Raw genomic sequence first — 17,829 nt, 5'->3', positions numbered from 1 at the left:
GGGGACGGCCCCGCCGGCGTCGGTTCGGCCGGGGCACGACGACGGCGCCCGTCCCCTCGCGCCGGAGGGAGCGGGTGCCGTCGTCGTCACCGAGTGCCCGTTTCGTGCACGAAAGCTGCTGGGGAGGCTCCCGTTTCGTGCACGAAAGCGGGGGTGGGGAGGGGTCAGCCGTCGATCTTCGCGGCGGCCTGCCCCTGCTTGCCGAACACCGGGTTGTGGACCTCGCCGAGGTTGATGTGCACGGCCTGCTGATCGGTGTAGAAGTCGATCGAGCGGTAGCCGCCCTCGTGGCCCAGGCCAGAGGCCTTCACGCCGCCGAAAGGGGTGCGCAGGTCACGCACGTTGTTCGAGTTCAGCCACACCATGCCGGCCTCGACGTTCTGCGCGATGTTGTGGGCGCGCTTGAGGTCGTTGGTCCAGATGTACGCGGCGAGGCCGTACTTGGTGTTGTTGGCCAGTTCGAGGGCTTCCTCCTCCGTGTCGAACGGGGTGATCGCCACGACCGGCCCGAAGATCTCCTCCTGGAAGATTCGGGCGTCCGGCTTCACGTCGGCGAACACGGTCGGCTGCACGAAGTTGCCCTCCGGGAACTCCTCCGGGCGGCCGCCGCCTGCGACGAGGCGCGCCTCGGACGTGCCGATCTCCACGTAGGACATGACCTTCTCGTAGTGCTCGGGGTGCACGATCGCACCGACCTCGGTGGTCTCGTCGTTCGGCAGGCCGACCTTCACGTTCTTCGCCTGCGCCGCGTAGCGCTCCACGAACTCGTCGTACACCGAACGCTGCACGAGGATGCGCGAGCCGGCCGTGCAGCGCTCGCCGTTCAGGGAGAAGACGCCGAAGATCGTTGCGTCGATCGCGGTCTCCAGGTCCGCGTCCTCGAAGACGACGGCCGGCGACTTGCCGCCCAGCTCCATGGACAGGCCCTTCAGGTGCGGGGCCGCGTTGGCGAAGATGATCTGGCCGGTGCGGGACTCGCCGGTGAAGGAGATCAGCGGCACGTCCGGGTGCTTGACGAGCGGGTCGCCCGCGTAGCCCTCCTCGCCGAAGCCGTGGACCATGTTGAACACGCCCTTGGGCAGGCCGGCCTCCTCGAAGATCCCGGCCCACAGCGAGGCCGAGAGCGGGGTGAACTCGGCCGGCTTCAGCACGACGGAGTTGCCGGTCGCGATCGCCGGGGCCAGCTTCCACGACTCGAGCATGAACGGGGTGTTCCACGGGGTGATCAGGCCCGCGACGCCGATCGGCTTGCGGTTCACGTAGTTCGCCTGACGGCCCGGCACCTTGAAGGCGTCGTCGTGCTGGGCGACGATCAGGTCCGCGAAGAAGCGGAAGTTCTCCGCGGCGCGGGCGGCCTGGCCCTTGGCCTGCTTGATCGGCAGGCCCGTGTCGAAGCACTCCATGGCGGCCAGCTGGTCACCGCGGGTCTCCATGATGTCCGCGATCTTGTGCAGCACGCGCGAGCGCTGACGCGGCAGCGCCTGCGACCACTCACCGGAGACGAACGCGGCCTTCGCGGCGGCCACCGCGCGGTCGATGTCCGCGGGCTTGCCGGAGGCGGCCTGGATGTAGGGCTGGTTGGTCACCGGGTCCAGGACGTCGAACGTGTCCCCGTCGATCGAGTCGACGAACTCCCCGTCGATGTAGTGGCGGATGACGTCGGGCAGGCCCTCGGGCTTGCGGGAGGCGATGTCGGTCATGGTCTCTCCTTCGCTGGTGGTGTCGGCTGCGGAGGGGGCAGCCGCGCGGACGGTGCGGTGGTCGGTCAGGGTGCGGTCTCGTGTGCGGCCGCGTCGGCGGTCCCGCCGGCCGCGTGCGCCAGGTAGGCGTGCAGGGTGTTGAGCCGGTGGGCGCGGGCGGCGGACTCGATCCGCTCGAACCCGGCGCCGGACTCGATCAGCCGCAGCAGCTGCTCGTGCTCCTCGACGGAGGCGCGGGCGCGGCCGGGCACATACGCGAACGTGGAGGAGCGCAGCGCCGCCAGGCGGTTCCAGCCGCGGTGGACGAGGTCGTGCACGTGCTCGTTCTGCCGGTGCTCGAACAGGATCGAATGGAAGCGTCGATTGAGCTCGGTGAACTCGACCGGGTCCCAGCCCTCGCCCTCGGCCCGGGCCAGCTCCCGCATCCGAGCGTTGACCTCGCGGGCCTGGGCGACGTCCTCGGCCGTGACGTGCGGGGCGCACTGCGCCGTGGAGAAGCCCTCGACGAGCGCGAGCGTCTCCATCGTGTGCCGGTACTCGACCGGGTCGATGCCGACCACGGTCGCCCCCACGTTGCGCTCATAGGCCACGAGGTTCTCGGACTGCAGGCGCCGGACAGCCTCGCGCACCGGGACCACGGACATGCCGAGCTCGTCAGCGATCTGGGCGAGCACCAGCCGGTCGCCCGGCTCATAGCGGCCGGCGCGGATGCCGTCGATGATCGCCTCGTGCGCGAGGTCGGCCTTGGACGTCGTCACGGGGCGGCCTCAGTCGTCCAGGCTCTTGCGGTGCTCGGCGAACTTCGCCTTCCACTCCGCGTTCGGCGGGAACAGCCCGTCGACGGGGTGGCCGGCCGTCACCTGCTCGTACACCCAGGCGTCCTGCAACTCCTGCTCATAAGCGTCGTCGACGACCTCCTGCAGCAGCCCCGGCGGGATCACTACGAGGCCGTCGTCGTCGCCGACGATGATGTCGCCGGGCTGGACGGTGGTGCCGCCGCACGCGATCGTGCCGCCCACCTCCCACGGGATGTGACGCCGGCCCAGCACGGCCGGGTGCGCAGCGTTCGAGTACACCTGCAGACCGACCTCGGCCACGGCGGCCGAGTCGCGCACGCCGCCGTCGGTGATGACCGCGTTCGCGCCGCGGACCTTCGCACGCATCGCCAGCACGTCACCGAGCGTGCCCGTGCCGTGCTCGCCGCGGGCCTCCATCACGACGACATCGTCCTGCTCCACCGAGTCCATCGCGCGCTTCTGCGCGTTGAAGCCCCGGCCGAACTGCGTGAACAGGTCCTCGCGCTTGGGGACGTAGCGCAGCGTCTTCGCGTAGCCGAGCACGCGCTGACCCGGGTGAGTCGGGCGGGGGCCGTCGATCGTGGCGTTCTGGATGCCGCGCTTCTGCAGCTGCGCCGTCAGGGTCGCGACCGCCGTCGCGTTGATCTTGCGCTTCATCTCGTCGGTCAGCAGGGTGCGGTCCGGCTGCGGGGCCGAGGGGACGTAGTGGCCGTTCTCTTCGACCGCGGGGCGCTCGCCCGGGGCGTCCTTCGCCTCGGCTGGTGCCAGGCCTGCGGCCTCGGTGTTGGCTGGTGCCAGGCCTGCGGCCTCACGTGACCCCCACGCCTCTTCGCGCTGGACGTCGTCGACCTGTGGGCCGTGGCCGTAGGGGGCCATCGGGTGTTCGGACGCGGTGACGTGCGTGATCAGGCGACCGGTGCTCGGCGTGCCGGGGGCGGTCGGGGCATCGACCTCCACCTCGACGGTGTCGCCGGGCTGGGCGACGGAGGAGCCGGCCGGGGTGCCGGTGAGGATCACGTCGCCGACCTCGAGGGTCATCAGCTGGGACAGGTCCGCGACGAGCTGGCCGAACGGGAACACGAGGTCCTCGGTCGTGTCGTCCTGAACGATCTCCCCGTTCACCCACGTGCGCACGCGCAGCGCCGCCGGGTCCAGGCCCTCGGCGGCGATGACCGCCGGGCCCAGCGGCGTGTAGCCGTCGCCGGACTTGTTCTTCACGTTCGAGCCCTTGTCCGCGTGGCGCAGGTCGTACAGGCCCCAGTCGTTCGCGGCGGTGATCCCGGAGACATGCTTCCACCCGTCCTCGGGGGAGACCCGGCGCGCCTCAGTGCCGATGACCAGCGCGATCTCGCCCTCGTAGGCCAGCAGCTCGGTGCCGGCGGGGCGCTCGATGTCCGCGCCGGTGCGAGCGATCGAGGTGCCGGCCTTGATGAAGTAGCCGGGGAACTTCGGCGAGCGACCGCGCTGGGCGATGCGCGAGGGGTAGTTCAGGTGCAGGGCGAGCACCTTGCCCGGGCGATGGGCCCGGTCCGTGAAGTCGACCTCGGTGACGGTGGGTGCGGTGTCCGGGGTGGGTGTGCTCTGCGTCATGTCATGGATCGTATACGATCGCGCCATGACGGGGAAGGGGCGGCTCGGCGACGCTCGGAACCGACCGGTGCTGCGTGCCGTGTGGCGCCGGTCGGTCTGGGCCGCGTCAGCGGGTCCGAGCCACCGCCTCGTTCACCACCGGTGCCAGGCGTCGCACGCCCTCGGTCAGTTTCTCCGCCGAGACGAACGAGTACGCCAGGCGCAGCGTCGAGTGGGTGCCCTCGACCGGGGTGAACGCCGCTCCCGGCACGAAGACCGCGCCGGCCTTGATGCCCTCGGCCATCATCTCCAGCGTGTCGACGCCCTCGGGCAGCGTCGCCCACAAGAAGAAGCCGCCGCGCGGGTCGATGAACTCGACGGCAGGGTCCCAGTGCTCGCGGATCGCGCCGACCAGCGTGTTCGCGCGCTCCCGGTAGAGCTGGGTGACATGAGCGACGTGGCCGGTCCAGTCGAAATCGTTCACGAACGACGTCGACAGCATCTGCGAGTAGGTCGAGGCGTGGATGAACGCGGATTCGGCGGAGAGGTAGAACTCGCGCTTGAGGGCGGCCGGCACGAGCGCCCAGCCGATGCGCACACCGGGGGAGAAGATCTTCGACATGGTGCCGAGGTAGACGACGTTGTCGCGGTGCCTCGCGGCGATCGGCTCGACCGGGTTCCCGTCGAAGGCGATCTGACCGTACGGGTTGTCCTCGACGATCAGCACGCCGTGCTTCTGGCAGATCGCGGCCACCTCGTCGCGGCGCGAGGTCGGCAACAGGGCGCCCGAGGGGTTCGCAAACGAGGGGATTGTGTAGAGGAATGCGACGCGTCGCCCCTCGTCCTTGAGGCGGGTGAGGGTCTCGTCGAGCTGCTCGGGGACCAGACCCTGGTCGTCGGTGCCGGTGGCGACCGCGTCGAGCTCCCATGTGGTGAAGGTGGTCAGGGCGCCGACGAACGTCGGGTCCTCCACCACGACCACATCGCCGGGGTTCGCGAACGCGCGGCACGCCGTGTCGATCGCGGCCTGCGAGCCGGGGGTGATCACGACGTGCTCGGGGTCGGCATCCGGGATGCCGTCGGCGGCCATGACGGTGCAGGCGGCCGCGCGCATCTCGTCGGTGCCCTGACCGGTGCCGTACTGCAGCGACTCGGTGCCGTGCTTCGCGACGAGGTCGGCGGCGGTCTGGGACAGCTCCGTGAGCGGCAGATCGTCGAGCCACGGGTTGCCGCCGGCGAGCGACACCAGGTTCGGGTCCATGGCGATGTCGAAGACGTCGCGGACGGCCGACTGTTTCACGCCGAGGGCACGCTGGGAGAGGTGATCACGAAGCTGAGACACGAGTGGCACAGTAACAGTGACCTGGCTCTCGTGCGCCAGTGATCTGGCCCGCCTCAGCCGCCGATGCCGGCTCCCTGACCGGTCTGGCCCGTGCCGGGCGCGGGCGTCTGTGCGGGAGGCTGCCCCGGCACGGGCGTCTGCGCGGGCTGCCCCGGCACGGGCGTCTGTGCGGGCGGCTGGCCCGGCGCCGTCGTCTGTCCGGGTGCGGGCGTCTGGCTCGGCGCCCCCGGCGCGTCGGACCCCGCCTCCTCTGGCTCCGGCGCGCGGTAGGTCTCGCCCGGCTCACCGAGCGGTCCCAGCCCGAGCACCGCGTCGAGGGGCTCGCCGTCGACCCGCAGCTCGACCTCCCCGTCGACGGCCGCCTCGGCGGTGCGCTGCAGCTGCGCCTGTACGCGTTGCGCCGCGCACGTGTCCGCGGGGGCGAGCGCGCCGGAGAACTCGAACACCTCGACCTCACCCTCGCGGTGGTGGCCCGTGTAGGTCAGGTCCTCGCCCGCGGCGGCGAGCGCGTTGGACAGTGCCGGTTCTCCGTGCTCGCCGGTCGCGTCCTCGAGCAGGAAGTCCAGCGCCATGTCCGCGGGGTCCTCCGCGCCGCTGGGCACTGTCTCGACCGACACGAGCAGATCGTCGCAGCCGAGCAGCTCGCCCTCGGTGCCGGGTGGAGCGGACCACGCCGGGGCGGTCAGGTGCACCGTGATCGGCTCGTACTCGTCCGGATCCGGCTTCGGGATCGGCGTCGACGACGACTGCGTGGCGTCGCCGCTCTCGGTCGACTCCGTCGAGCCGGACTGGCATCCGGTGAGCGCGAGCACGGGAAGCAGGGCCGCGAACGCCGCGATGCGGGAGGCGCGGAGGCGGTCCATGGGGCTCCATTCTGGGGGGCGGGCGGCGCCGCGGCGGACGAGGCACGAGGCGACAGACGGGCGATGCGTCGTTCCATGGTACTGATGCGGTCGGCTTCCTCGGGGGACGGGGCGTTAGGGTGACACGCATGCCCCTGCGTAACCGCCGTGCCGCCGCTCTGCCCGCCAAGCTCAGCCGCTCCTGGCTCCTGGTCAACGCCGCCTCTCCCGACGACTACGCCCCGGCGCTCGCGTCGGAGGCCGATTCGGTGATCATCGACCTCGAAGCCGCCGTGCCCGAGGAGAAGAAGGACGAGGCTCGGCAGAACGTCGTCGATGCGCTCTCGGGCGGTATGACGGCGTGGGTGCGCATCTCGGCGACGTCCACCGAGCACTGGGCGCAGGACCTGCAGGCGCTGCAGGGGCTGGAGGGCGTGCGCGGCGTCGTGCTGGCCGAGACCGAGGAGCCCGAGCAGGTGACGTTCACGGCGATGCGTCTGCGCGCCGGCACCCCGGTGATCGCACTGCTCGAGTCGGCCGGCGGCATCGACAACGCCACCGCGATCGCGAAGGCTCCGGGCACCTTCCGCCTCGCGTTCGGCACGAACGACTTCCGCAAGGACGTCGGCGTCGGGGAGGACCCGATCGCGATGGCCTACGCCCGCTCGCGCATGGTGATCGCCTCGCGCGTCGGCCGACTGCCCGGTGCGATCGACGGGCCGCCGCAGAACGGGGACGGTGAGGACGCCGTCGCCGAAACCTCACGCATGACCGCTCAGATGGGCATGACCGGCCGGCTGTGCCTCAATCGGGGTCAGGTTGACTGGATCAACACCGCGCTCTCGCCGTCTGACGACGAGCTCGCCTGGGCCCACGAGCTACTCGAGAAACACGAGAAGGGCGCGGCCGTCGGCGACGGGTCCTACCTGCCGCGCCTGCGTCGCGCGCAGAAGATCGCGGACCTCGCGGACTCCTACGGCCTCTGGAACGCCTGACCGGCGTGCGTGCGATCCGCCCGCGCCCGGGTAGGGCGGCCGACTCGTGATCGCCTGGATCGAGTCTCTGCCGCTGGGGCTCTCGGTCGGCTTCTTCTGGACTCTGGCCGTGTTGCGCTCCCTGCTGGTCTTCGGGCTCGGTCGGGCCGCCGCCGCGGGCGCCGAGCGCAGCCGGGTGCGTCGCGTGCTCGACGGGCCCGGCTACGCCCGGGCGCGGGTGTTCGCCGACCGGTTCGGCCCGTGGGCGATCCCGCTGTGCTACCTGACGATCGGACTGCAGACCGCCGTGATCGTCTCGGCCGGCGCCGCGCGCATGCGGTGGCGGCGCTTCCTGCCGGCGATGGCCGTGGGCACCTTCGTGTGGGGGCTCGTCTACGGGACCGTCGGGATGGCCATCGTGTGGGCCGTCCTCGGCGCCGCGGTGGGTGAACCCTGGGCCTGGGCCCTGCTCGCCGCGGCGGCCGGTGCGCTGCTCGTCATCCTGGTCCGACGACGGGCCCTGCGTCGTCGGGGACGACGGGCAGGGCTGAGCCGGTCGGTCTGAGTCGGACGGTCCGTGCGGCGGGCCCGCCGCGTCAGTCAGCGAATTCCAGCACGTCGCCGACCGGGCGCAGCGTCGTCGAGCGGTCCAGGCCGAGCGGTGCCTCGAGGGCGTCGAACACTCCGGTGTGCTGCACTGTGCCGTCGACGGTCGACAGGCCCGCCGCGAAGCCACGGTCGGCGGCCAGCGCGTCCCGCCAGCCGCGGTTCGCCAGGCGCAGGATGTACGGCAGGGTCGCGTTCGTCAGGGCCGCCGTCGAGGACTGCGGCACCGCGCCGGGCATGTTCGCCACCGCGTAGACGACCTTGTCCCCGACCGTGAACGTCGGCTCGCGGTGCGTGGTGGGGCGGGAGACCTCGAAGCAGCCGCCCTGGTCGATCGCGATGTCCACGAGCACCGAGCCAGGGCGCATGGCCTCCACCATCTGGCCGGTGACGAGCTTGGGCGCCGCGGCGCCGGGGATCAGCACCGAGCCGATCACCAGGTCCGCGTCCTGCACCTGCTCGGTGATCGAGTGGTGCGTCGAGGCGAGGGTGCGGAACCGTCCGCCGTGGGTCAGCTCGAGCTGGGCGAGACGGTCCAGGTTCACATCCAGCACGGTCACGTCGGCCCCCATGCCGGAGGCCACGAGCGCGGCGTGCTCGCCGGCGACGCCACCGCCCACCACCGTCACCCGGGGGCGCCGGGTGCCGGGGACGCCGGAGAGCAGCACGCCCGAACCGCCCTGTGCCTGCATCAGATGGTGGCCGCCCTCGATCGCGGCGAGGCGCCCGGCCACCTGACTCATCGGCGCCAGCAGCGGCAGAGAGCGGCCGTGCGGTCCGCTGCGCTCGACCATCTCGTAGGCGATCGACGTCGTGCCCGCCTCGAGCAGCGCCGACGCCGTGTCCTGGGCCGCCGCGAGGTGCAGATACGTGAACAGCACCTGGTCGCCGCGGATCAGCGGCAGCTCCGCGCCGACCGGCTCCTTGACCTTCACGATGGTCTCGGCGCGGGCCCAGACGGTGTCGGCGTCGTCGGCGATCTGCGCGCCGGCCGCGTGGTAGGCCTCGTCCGTGACGCCCGAGCCGACGCCCGCTCCGGCCTGCACGAGCACCTCGTGGCCGGCCCGGGTCAGCTCGGTGACGCCCGCCGCCGTGAGCGCCACGCGGCGCTCGTCGTCCTTGACCTCCGTGGGAACTCCGATCAGCATGCCGCCCACCTTAGTGACGTCCGACATGTCGGGGCCAGGGGGTGCCGCACGGGCGGCGCGGGGTGCGAGATCGCACAGCGCGAGCGCTCCAGGCGTGGCACCATGTGATCTCGACGATCTTCCCTTCTCCAGAGCACCGATGTGAGGACTTCATGAGCGAGAACCGTTCCTTCTCCGCCAGCACTTCCGGAACCGCCGATGACGGCGCCCGCGGCACCGGCACCGGCCGCGTCAAGCGCGGTCTGGCCGACATGCTCAAGGGTGGCGTCATCATGGACGTCGTGACGCCGGAGCAGGCCCGCATCGCCGAGGACGCCGGCGCCGTGGCCGTCATGGCGCTCGAGCGCGTCCCCGCGGACATCCGTGCGCAGGGCGGCGTAGCGCGCATGTCGGACCCGGATCTGATCGACGGCATCATCGAGGCCGTGTCTATCCCCGTCATGGCCAAGGCCCGGATCGGCCATTTCGTCGAGGCGCAGGTGCTGCAGTCCCTCAAGGTCGACTTCATTGACGAGTCCGAGGTGCTTTCGCCGGCGGACTATGTGAACCACATCGACAAGTTCGACTTCGACGTGCCGTTCGTGTGCGGCGCGACCAACCTGGGTGAGGCGCTGCGCCGCATCACCGAGGGCGCGGCCATGATCCGGTCCAAGGGAGAGGCCGGCACCGGCGACGTCTCCGAGGCCGTCAAGCACATTCGCACCATCCGCAAGGAGATCGGCCAGCTGGCGGGTCTGACCAAGGATGAGCTGTACGTGGCCGCGAAGGAGCTGCAGGCCCCGTACGAGCTGGTGGCCGAGGTCGCGCAGACCGGTGCCCTGCCCGTGGTGATGTTCACCGCCGGCGGCGTGGCGACCCCGGCCGACGCGGCGATGATGATGCAGATGGGCGCGGACGGCGTGTTCGTCGGCTCCGGCATCTTCAAGTCCGGCAACCCCGCCGAGCGCGCGAAGGCCATCGTCAAGGCGACGGCCCAGTACGACGATCCGGCCGCGATCGCCGAGGCCTCTCGCGGCTTGGGCGAGGCCATGGTCGGCATCAACGTGGGCGATCTGCCCGCACCGCACCGCCTGGCTGAGCGCGGCTGGTGAGCTGAGCGGAGTTTCCCGCCGACGAGGGTGCAGTTGTGGTCGCCTCACCGTGACTGAGGCGACCAATACTGCACCCTCGTCGCATTAGTGGTTCGTCGGGGGTACGGTCTGGATCCTGCACAGGCGCCGGACCCGCGGTCCGTGTCCACGGGCTGACGCATGTCGGTCACGCGCCCGCGTCGACGCCGCGAGCCTGGTGTCATGCCCGTTCCACCACGACCTCTGCCGCCCGATCTCCTGCGCCCCGCCGTGGACGACGTGCCGCAACGTCTCGCCCCCTGCCCGGGAGACGGCGGCGTCGCCACCGTGCACGCCCTCCGCGAAGCCGGGGTGAGTCCGCGGCGGATGCGGGCCTCGGACCTGACGGCTCCTGGCCGCGGTCTGCGCGCTCAGGCCGATGCGCCGCCCGGACGGCTGGAGCTGCTGCGGGCACTGCAGGACGTGGGTCCGCGGGAGCTCGTGTTCAGCCATGACACCGCGGCATGGATCTGGGGCATGTGGGTGCCCTGCAGTCTCGCCGGGCATGAGCCCGTGCATGTATCGGTGCCGGCCGGTGCTCCGAGCCGGCCTCGCCGACGCGGGGTCGTCGGGCACCGGCTGGCCGAGGCCGCAGATACCGTCCGTTGTGCCGGGTTGCCGGTCACGTCGCCGGCGTGGACGTGGACGGACCTGGCCACGCGGCTGGTGCCCTGGGGGCGGCCTGAGACGGTGCCGCAGCGGGTCGAGGAGCGGGCGATCGAGGACCTGATCGTGGCGGGCGAGTCGTTGCTGCAGACCCCGCACGGCGCTTCCGGGCGACGGGAGCCCCGCGAGCATCCGCGCTGTACACGAGCCGAGCTGGCCGAGGTCGTGACGCGGCGACGCAACGTCCGCGGGGTGCGCCTGCTCCGGGCGGCGGTCGATGGCCTGCGCGCGGGGAGCGGGTCGCCGGCCGAATCGCGGCTGAGACTGCGGCTGGTGGCGGCGGGCTTCCCGGAGCCGGTCATGAACGCGCCGGTGGTGTTGCCGGACGGGTCGTGGCTGATGCCGGACCTGGTCTGGCGGGAGCTGAGGATCTGCCTCGAGTATGAGGGGGACCATCACCGGACCGACGCCGCGCAGTTCCGCGCGGACATCCGCCGGGTTCGTCGCCTCGAGGCCGCTGGGTGGATCTGCCTGCGCGTGACGGCCGATGTGTGGACCCCGGCGGGGTTCGGGGCGCTGCTCGCGGACCTGCGCGGTGCCCTGGCGCGGCGTGGCGTGCGGATCTGATGTGAGGAGCGCCTCGACTTCTCCGGCGACGAGGGTGCAGTCTTCGTCGCCTCAGCCCGTCCGAAGCGACCATATGTGCACTCTCGTCGGCGGAGTGGAGCGGAGCGAGGCATACGATCGGGCCCATGACGCACGCCGTTTCTGCCGCATACGCCGCCGCGGCCACGCCCCGGCCCGCCAGCGCCACTACTGCCGCCGCGACCACGCCCCGGCCCGCCAACCACACCGCCGGCACCGCACACCGCACCGTCGGCGTCTTCGCGCTGCAGGGCGATGTGCGCGAGCACGTGCACGTGCTGCAGACCCTCGGCGCACGCACCCGTCTTGTGCGGAGGGCGGCGGATCTGGACGGGCTCGACGGCATCGTCCTGCCCGGCGGGGAGTCGTCCGTGATGGACCGGCTCGCCGGGATTATGGACCTGAAGGCGCCGCTCGCACAGGCGCTGCGCGAGGGCCTGCCCGCCTATGGCACGTGCGCGGGGCTCATCATGCTGGCCGCGCGGATCGAGAATCCGGCGCCCGGGCAGGGGAGCCTCGGCGTGCTCGACGTGACGGTGCGCCGCAACGCGTTCGGCGCGCAGGTCGACTCCTGCGAAGAGGACCTGTCCGTGCCGGCGGTCTCGGCCGATCCCATGCACGCCGTGTTCATCCGCGCGCCCGCCGTCCTCGAGGTCGGCGAGGGCGTCGACGTGCTCGCGAGCGTGCCGTGCGACCGGCTGAGCGGCCCGGCGCCCGCAGGCAGGGATGGCACGGTTCCGGACGACCTGCCGGTCGCCGTCCGGCAGGGGAGCCTGCTGGCCACGAGCTTCCACCCCGAGGTGACGGGGGACTGGTCCTTTCATCGGGAGTTCCTGGCCGGGTTGTGAGCCGACGCGGGGTGCGCCGACGCCGACTCCGACGCACGACGACCGAACTCGGCCCGAACCCGGCCCGAGGGTCGGCGCCACGGCCCGCATACTGGATCTCGTGGAACTTCACCTCATCGTCACCGTCCTGGCCCTGATCATCATGGTCGTCGGGACCCTCGGCACGATCTTCCCGGTGCTGCCGGGCTCGGTGCTCAACGCGGTCACCGCGCTCGCCTGGGCGTGGGTGCTCGGTTCGGGCGCCTCCTGGACCTTCGGCGTGATCGCCCTGGGTCTGGCCCTCGCCGGTCTGAGCGCCTCCGCCGTGCTCACCGGCCGCCGCCTGCGCCGTGAACAGGTGCCGCGCGGGCCCGTGCTCGCCGGCATCATTGCCGGCGTCGTCGGAATGTTCGTGATCCCCGTGGTCGGACTGTTCGTCGGCTTCGCCCTGGGACTGTTCGGTGCGGAGTGGCTGCGCCGCCGGGATCTGTCCGCCGCGACGGTCTCCTCTGTCGGTGCCCTCAAGGCCATGGGAATCGGCATGCTTGTCGAGTTCGGCTGTGCGGCCCTGGGCACCTCGCTCGTGTTCGTCGGCGCGATCGTGCACGCGCTGGCCTGACCGCGCCCCGCAGCACCTTGGCGCCGCGCTCTGCCCCGCAGACGCACCGACGGCCGCCCGTCACGCTCGGACAGGAGCGTGGCGGGCGGCCGTCGTCAGTGAGCCGGGAGGATCAGATCATCATGCGGCCCTCACGGCGGGCCTGACGCCACTCCTTCGCGAAGGCGCTGGCGATCGCGATGAGCACGCCCAGCACCAGCACGGGCCACATCAGCAGGTACACGGTCAGGGCGACGGTCATGGTCGCGCTCCTCTCTGCGGCCGAGCGGGCCGCGGTGTCCGGTCCCGTGCGCTCCCTGCGGGGCGCCCGGGACCGGGGTCTGGATGTCGATTCGATGGTTCAGACGCGGGCTGCTCCGGCACGGGCCGCGGCGTCGGCCGCGTCCGAGGCGGCGGCGGCCTCGGGGTCGCGGGTGTCGAAGTCGCCGGTGACGTGCTGAATGCGGTCGAAGTTGAACGTGCGACCGGAGCGCACAGACATGCCCCAGCAGACCAGGAACGAGACCGCGTAGGCCACGAGCGAGCCGGTCAGCGTCGCGTAGTCACGCAGGAAGTCGAAGCCGATGAACAGCATGACCACGCTGGCCAGGGCGCCGACGATGACCGCCGGACGCAGGCCGAAGAAGCCGAAGGACATGATGCCCAGCACCACGCCGACGCCGATGATCGCGAGCAGCTCGACGATCAGGGCCCAGGCGCCCTCGAGGGGGACCCACTCGAAGCGCACCGGCAGGAACACGGCCAGGGCCGCGAGCACGGACACGGTGAACGCCGCGTTCGTGATGCGCTCCCAGTAGAACGAGGCGATCACGGGGAACACGAGGCAGCCCCACAGAGCCCCGACGAACACGAGCAGGTCCAGGATGTTGAACTGGGCGGTCGCGAAGTAGAGCGCCGCGGCGGTGGCCACGATCATCGTCACGCGACCGATGAGCAGCATCGTCTTCGGATTGGCGTTCCGACGGCCCACGGACTGGCCGTAGATGTCCGTCATGACGATCGAGGACAGCGCGGACAGGTCGGAGTCGGCCGTGGACGACAGCGAGCCGATGATCATCAGGAATGCGATGGCCACGGCGGCGACCGGCAGATACGTGGCGATCATCTGCGGCATCAGCGAGTTGATGTCGCCGTTCATGGGCTCGACGCCCAGGTACAGGGCCATCACGCCGATCATGCCGACGCCGATGATCGTGGCGCCGTAGCCGATGGTCGCGGTGATGAAGGTCGGCTTGATCAGGTCCTCACGCACCGCGAACAGGCGCTGGGCGATGGTCTGGTTGCCGATCGCGTAGGCCAGGACGGCGGCGATGTACGGGGCGCCCTGGTTCATGAACGCCTCGGAGGAGAAGAAGTCCTGCTGCTGCGGCGTGACATTGCCGGCGTCGACGCCGGCCTGGAACATGTCGGGGCCGCCGGCGGCGAAGAAGACCGCGGGGATGATGATCGCGGCGGCGCCGAGCATGGCCATGACCTGGGTGAAGTCCGTCAGCACGGAGGCGCGGAAGCCGGACCACAGGGTGTACATGAGCACGCCCGCGGCGACGATCACGATGCCGGCGCCGAAGGAGAGCGGGGAGAGGATCGCGATGAGGGCGCCGCCGGCGATGAAGTTCGAGGTCAGGGAGATGACCGAGCCGAGCACGTTCGACCCGGCGAGCATGAGCTGGGAGGCGCGGCCGTGGCGGGCGTACATGACCTCGGCGAGCGTGTGCGCGCGGGGGGCAACCTTCCGGATGCGGCGGCCGAAGGGGTAGATGAACAGGATCATCAGCGCGCCCCAGAGGCCGTAGTGGATGGGTCCGGAGACGCCGTAGGTGTAGCCGGCGGTGGCGGAGGCGTACATGGAGGACGCCCAGATCCAGGTGGCGGTCATCGACGCCGCCGAGACGCCGAAGCCGATGGAGTTGCCGGCGGTCATGTAGGAGTCCGCGTTCTCCTTCTTCCGGGAGATCGCCAGGGACATCCACATCGTTCCGCCATAGAAGACGAGCAGCAGGACGACGATGCCGACCACTCCGAGAGTCGTGATCGGCGCGTCTGTGTCTGCGGGTGGCATTCATGTCCTTTCCACGAGGGGTCGGCTCGAGAAGACCGGCGCCGCTCGGGTCAGACACGCGTACCAACGGCGGCACGGGCCGCTGGATTGTCTCATGTCCGCGGTCAGACGACCAATCGGGGGCTCCCCACGCCGCCTCCCCGCGAGGCTCAGAGGCGATCCTGAAGCCCGTGGAACCACTCGATGTGCTCGGTGAGCCGTCGGGCGGCCACCTGTCCGTCGCGGGCGGACACGGCCGCCAGGATCTCCCGGTGCTGCTGCTGGAGCCGGGCACGCACCGGCTCCCAGTCATCGAGACGGGACACGGCCTCCTGGACGTAGCCGACCGTCGCTTCGCGCAGCGACGCCATGACGGTCTGCACCACGATGTTCCCGCCGAGCGTGGCCAACAGCAGATGGAACGCGGCGTCGAGGCGGTGGAACTCATCCGAGGCCAGCTCGGGGTCGTCCATCCGGTCGAGGGTCGCGGCGGCTTCGGCCAGCACTCGCTCGCGGTCCACCACGGTGGCCGTGGGCCCGGTTCCGCGGACCCCGAGCTCGGGCACGGATTCGGGAACCGTTGGCACGGCCCGCGCGGTCTGCGCTCCGTGGCGGGCGGCGTCGGTCTCCAGCAGCACGCGGGCGGCCACGATGTCCGCCACGGGCAGGGCGTGTGTGGCCACGTGCATGCGCAGCGCCCAGCTCAGGGCCGCCGAGGGCTCGGAGACGACCACCGCCCCGGAGCGTGGGCCGGATCCGGACGAGGTGCGCACCAGTCCCATCGCGTCGAGCACGCGGATCGCTTCGCGCACCGAAGCGCGGGACATGCCGAAGCGTTCTGCGAGGGCGCGCTCACCGGGGAGCTTGTCGCCCACTCCCAGCGCGCCGGTGCGCAGCTGGTTCTCGATCCAGTCGAGGATCACGGTGTGGGTGCGGGCGGCGGGCATTGTCACGACGGACTCCGGTTCAGGGCGAGGGCGGCAGAGATGAACTCGGCTGTGCAGAGACGCGCCGCACCCTCCCGCTGAACGGGGGATGCGGCGCGCGGTGCACGGAGCCGGTGCGCGGCGGGGGCGCGTCGGTTACGGAAGCATCCAGTGCAGGACGGTGGACTGCAGGAACACGAGCGTGCACACGAACAGCAGCAGGCCGATCGACCAGGGCAGCACGGAGCGGAAGATCTTCGACTCCTGCCCCTCCATGGAGACCGCGGTCGCGGCGATCGCGAGCGACTGCGGCGAGATCATCTTGCCGACCACACCGCCGGAGGTGTTCGCTGCGACCATCAGCTCCGGGTTCAGCCCGGAGTTCTGGGCGGCGGTCTGCTGCAGCGTGGCGAACAGGGCGTTCGCGGAGGTGTCCGAGCCGGTCACCGCGGTGCCGAGCCAGCCGAGCACGGGGGAGAGGAAGGCGAAGGCGGCGCCGACGGTCGCGATGGCGGTGCCCATGGCCAGGGTCTGGCCGGAGTTGTTCATGACGTACGCCAGCGAGAGCACCGTCATGATGGTCAGGGCGGAGAAGCGCATCTTCCAGAAGCTGCGGCCGATCTCGGCGATCGCGTCGCCCACCGAGAGCGAGAAGCGCCCGTTCGCGGTGAAGACCGAGTAGATCACTGCGACGATCAGGCCGGTGATCAGCAGCAGGGTGCCCGGGGAGGACAGCCACGGCAGGCTGTAGACGGTGCCGGCCACCGGCTCACCGGAGCCGTCGAGGAGACGGCCGTCGAGGCCGGGCCACGGGATCTTCACGTCGGTGGCCTTGAGCGCGGCGGGCACGTCCACGCCGACGGTCCAGAGCTTGGCGATGGCGAAGATGAGCACGACCAGCACGTACGGCATCACGGCCATCCAGACGCGGACCGCAGTGAGGTCGTTCGTGGCGGTCGACGGGGTGATGCCCAGGCGCTCGGCGGCCTCGTCCGCGCCCTGCGGCCGCCAGAAGCGCAGCAGGATGACGGCGGCGGCCATCGCGACGAGCGAGGCGACGACGTCGGTGAGCTCATAGGAGAAGTGCGCGGAGGCCCACCAGATGGCGACGGCGAAGGCGGCGCCGATCGTCAGCAGGGCGGGCCAGGTCTGCCGGATGCCGCGCATGCCGTCGATGATCAGCACGAGGAAGAACGGGACGAAGACGGCGACGAACGGGGCCTGGTGGCCGACGATGGCGCCGATCTGCGTGGCGGGGATGCCGGTCAGCTGGCCGGCGGTGGTGATGGGGGTGCCGACGGCGCCGAACGCGACGGGCGCGGTGTTGGCCAGCAGGACGGCGGTCGCGGCGCGCAGCGGCGGCACACCGAGGGCGAGCAGCATGGTGGCGGTGATGGCCACGGGGGCACCGAATCCGGCGAGGGCCTCGAGCATGCCGCCGAAGCAGAAGGCGATCAGCACCGCCTGGATGCGGATGTCGCCGCCGCCGACGGAGTCGAAGATGGCGCGCATGTCGTCGAACCGGCCGGAGAGGACGGTGACCTGGTAGAACCACAGCGCCATCACGACGATCCACACGATCGGGAACAGACCGAACGCGGCGCCCTGCGTGGCCGAGAGCAGGGCCAGGTGCGTGGGCATGTCGAAGGCGAGCACGGCCACGAGCAGGGCGACGGCCAGGGACGCGAGGCCGGACTTCCAGGCCGCGGCCTTCGCGAAGAGCAGCATCGCGAAGAAGGTGAGCAGGGGCAGCGCCGCGAGCAGCGCCGAGAGCACGAGGCTCCCGCCGGCGGCGTCGGTCTGGGGGGTGAAGGTGGTCACGGGGACTCTCCTGGGAAGGTGCGGTGCGGGCTGGCCGCTGTGCGGGAACGGAGCCGGGAGGCGAGAGGGCAGACCGCTCTGTTCGACGGGGAAGAAGGGTCAGTCCACAGTGGTCAGGCCACACAGAATATATGGCACCAGTCACATGTGCAACGCAGGTCACGGGCCCCGGGAGTCCGCGGGGACGTGTTCCACGGCACCCCGGGCTGATAAGGTCTGACCACTTGCGGCTCGGCCGCGCCCCACCCTCGTCTCATTCG

Annotated in this window: 16 protein-coding genes; 6 read left to right on the top strand and 10 right to left on the bottom strand. The window is 71.1% G+C overall.

The genetic code is table 11. The annotated features are described in order from the left end of the window. Positions 1-164: 164 nt before the first annotated feature. From hpaE to HDA30_RS07545, 5 genes are all read right to left on the bottom strand, one after another. Positions 165-1,700, bottom strand: a complete 1,536-nt coding sequence (gene hpaE / locus HDA30_RS07565) for a 5-carboxymethyl-2-hydroxymuconate semialdehyde dehydrogenase (RefSeq protein ID WP_184241556.1) — start codon at positions 1,698-1,700, stop codon at positions 165-167. Between the two features lie 65 nt (positions 1,701-1,765). Beyond that, on the bottom strand, positions 1,766-2,458 hold the full coding sequence (locus tag HDA30_RS07560; RefSeq protein WP_184241554.1) for an FCD domain-containing protein: 693 nt from the start codon (positions 2,456-2,458) through the stop codon (positions 1,766-1,768). Positions 2,459-2,467: 9 nt separating this feature from the next. Continuing rightward, positions 2,468-4,087, bottom strand: coding sequence for a fumarylacetoacetate hydrolase family protein (locus HDA30_RS07555; RefSeq protein ID WP_184241552.1), 1,620 nt, complete (start codon positions 4,085-4,087; stop codon positions 2,468-2,470). Between the two features lie 106 nt (positions 4,088-4,193). Beyond that, positions 4,194-5,408 carry an aminotransferase class I/II-fold pyridoxal phosphate-dependent enzyme gene (locus tag HDA30_RS07550; protein ID WP_184241550.1) on the bottom strand — a complete coding sequence of 405 codons (1,215 nt, stop codon included), beginning with the start codon at positions 5,406-5,408 and terminating at the stop codon, positions 4,194-4,196. 53 nt (positions 5,409-5,461) lie between these two features. Beyond that, complete coding sequence (locus HDA30_RS07545) at positions 5,462-6,271, bottom strand: hypothetical protein (protein WP_184241548.1); 810 nt, start codon at positions 6,269-6,271, stop codon at positions 5,462-5,464. A gap of 128 nt (positions 6,272-6,399) precedes the next feature. Here HDA30_RS07545 and HDA30_RS07540 point away from each other — a divergent pair, with 128 nt between their 5' ends. Together HDA30_RS07540 and HDA30_RS07535 are read left to right on the top strand one after the other, a co-directional pair. Further along, positions 6,400-7,245, top strand: coding sequence for an HpcH/HpaI aldolase/citrate lyase family protein (locus HDA30_RS07540; protein WP_158496377.1), 846 nt, complete (start codon positions 6,400-6,402; stop codon positions 7,243-7,245). Between the two features lie 46 nt (positions 7,246-7,291). After that, positions 7,292-7,789 (top strand): VTT domain-containing protein, encoded by a 498-nt coding sequence (locus HDA30_RS07535; protein WP_158496378.1) that lies wholly within the window; start codon positions 7,292-7,294, stop codon positions 7,787-7,789. A gap of 31 nt (positions 7,790-7,820) precedes the next feature. Here HDA30_RS07535 and ald read toward each other — a convergent pair whose 3' ends face one another. Then, a complete protein-coding gene (gene ald / locus HDA30_RS07530; protein WP_184241546.1) occupies positions 7,821-8,978 on the bottom strand; it encodes an alanine dehydrogenase in 1,158 nt (385 codons plus the stop codon). Between the two features lie 152 nt (positions 8,979-9,130). On the opposite strand from ald, the gene pdxS reads away from it, so the two are divergent. The 4 genes from pdxS to HDA30_RS07510 all read left to right on the top strand — a co-directional run bounded on the left by pdxS (position 9,131) and on the right by HDA30_RS07510 (position 12,784). Further along, complete coding sequence (pdxS, locus tag HDA30_RS07525; protein ID WP_158496380.1) at positions 9,131-10,069, top strand: pyridoxal 5'-phosphate synthase lyase subunit PdxS; 939 nt, start codon at positions 9,131-9,133, stop codon at positions 10,067-10,069. Positions 10,070-10,270: 201 nt separating this feature from the next. Beyond that, positions 10,271-11,320 carry a hypothetical protein gene (locus tag HDA30_RS07520; RefSeq protein ID WP_184241544.1) on the top strand — a complete coding sequence of 350 codons (1,050 nt, stop codon included), beginning with the start codon at positions 10,271-10,273 and terminating at the stop codon, positions 11,318-11,320. Between the two features lie 125 nt (positions 11,321-11,445). Then, positions 11,446-12,186 (top strand): pyridoxal 5'-phosphate synthase glutaminase subunit PdxT, encoded by a 741-nt coding sequence (pdxT, locus tag HDA30_RS07515; protein WP_184241542.1) that lies wholly within the window; start codon positions 11,446-11,448, stop codon positions 12,184-12,186. A gap of 100 nt (positions 12,187-12,286) precedes the next feature. Further along, positions 12,287-12,784: a DUF456 family protein gene (locus tag HDA30_RS07510; protein WP_184241540.1), complete on the top strand. Its 498-nt coding sequence runs from the start codon at positions 12,287-12,289 to the stop codon at positions 12,782-12,784. Between the two features lie 112 nt (positions 12,785-12,896). Here HDA30_RS07510 and HDA30_RS10375 read toward each other — a convergent pair whose 3' ends face one another. The 4 genes from HDA30_RS10375 to HDA30_RS07495 form a co-directional block, all read right to left on the bottom strand. Beyond that, positions 12,897-13,025 (bottom strand): putative transporter small subunit, encoded by a 129-nt coding sequence (locus tag HDA30_RS10375; RefSeq protein WP_221419063.1) that lies wholly within the window; start codon positions 13,023-13,025, stop codon positions 12,897-12,899. 99 nt (positions 13,026-13,124) lie between these two features. Beyond that, positions 13,125-14,843 carry a sodium:solute symporter family protein gene (locus HDA30_RS07505; protein WP_184241538.1) on the bottom strand — a complete coding sequence of 573 codons (1,719 nt, stop codon included), beginning with the start codon at positions 14,841-14,843 and terminating at the stop codon, positions 13,125-13,127. A 149-nt stretch (positions 14,844-14,992) separates the two neighbouring features. Then, positions 14,993-15,769 carry a FadR/GntR family transcriptional regulator gene (locus tag HDA30_RS07500; protein ID WP_184242430.1) on the bottom strand — a complete coding sequence of 259 codons (777 nt, stop codon included), beginning with the start codon at positions 15,767-15,769 and terminating at the stop codon, positions 14,993-14,995. Positions 15,770-15,904: 135 nt separating this feature from the next. Continuing rightward, a complete protein-coding gene (locus HDA30_RS07495; protein ID WP_184241536.1) occupies positions 15,905-17,569 on the bottom strand; it encodes a lactate permease LctP family transporter in 1,665 nt (554 codons plus the stop codon). Between the last annotated feature and the right edge of the window lie 260 nt (positions 17,570-17,829).

The organism is Micrococcus cohnii (assembly GCF_014205175.1).
Lineage (GTDB): Bacteria > Actinomycetota > Actinomycetes > Actinomycetales > Micrococcaceae > Micrococcus > Micrococcus cohnii.
This window is presented reverse-complemented; position numbering and strand designations above follow the sequence as displayed.

Excerpts from the sequence above, each read along its gene's own strand:
- HDA30_RS07540 (WP_158496377.1), top strand. The coding sequence starts at position 6,400 with ATGCCCCTGCGTAACCGCCGTGCCGCCGCTCTGCCCGCCAAGCTCAGC.
- pdxT (WP_184241542.1), top strand. The coding sequence starts at position 11,446 with ATGACGCACGCCGTTTCTGCCGCATACGCCGCCGCGGCCACGCCCCGG.
- pdxS (WP_158496380.1), top strand. The coding sequence starts at position 9,131 with ATGAGCGAGAACCGTTCCTTCTCCGCCAGCACTTCCGGAACCGCCGAT.
- HDA30_RS07505 (WP_184241538.1), bottom strand. The coding sequence starts at position 14,843 with ATGCCACCCGCAGACACAGACGCGCCGATCACGACTCTCGGAGTGGTC.
- HDA30_RS07520 (WP_184241544.1), top strand. The coding sequence starts at position 10,271 with ATGCCCGTTCCACCACGACCTCTGCCGCCCGATCTCCTGCGCCCCGCC.
- HDA30_RS07545 (WP_184241548.1), bottom strand. The coding sequence starts at position 6,271 with ATGGACCGCCTCCGCGCCTCCCGCATCGCGGCGTTCGCGGCCCTGCTT.
- hpaE (WP_184241556.1), bottom strand. The coding sequence starts at position 1,700 with ATGACCGACATCGCCTCCCGCAAGCCCGAGGGCCTGCCCGACGTCATC.
- ald (WP_184241546.1), bottom strand. The coding sequence starts at position 8,978 with ATGCTGATCGGAGTTCCCACGGAGGTCAAGGACGACGAGCGCCGCGTG.
- HDA30_RS10375 (WP_221419063.1), bottom strand. The coding sequence starts at position 13,025 with ATGACCGTCGCCCTGACCGTGTACCTGCTGATGTGGCCCGTGCTGGTG.
- HDA30_RS07500 (WP_184242430.1), bottom strand. The coding sequence starts at position 15,769 with ATGCCCGCCGCCCGCACCCACACCGTGATCCTCGACTGGATCGAGAAC.
- HDA30_RS07555 (WP_184241552.1), bottom strand. The coding sequence starts at position 4,087 with ATGACGCAGAGCACACCCACCCCGGACACCGCACCCACCGTCACCGAG.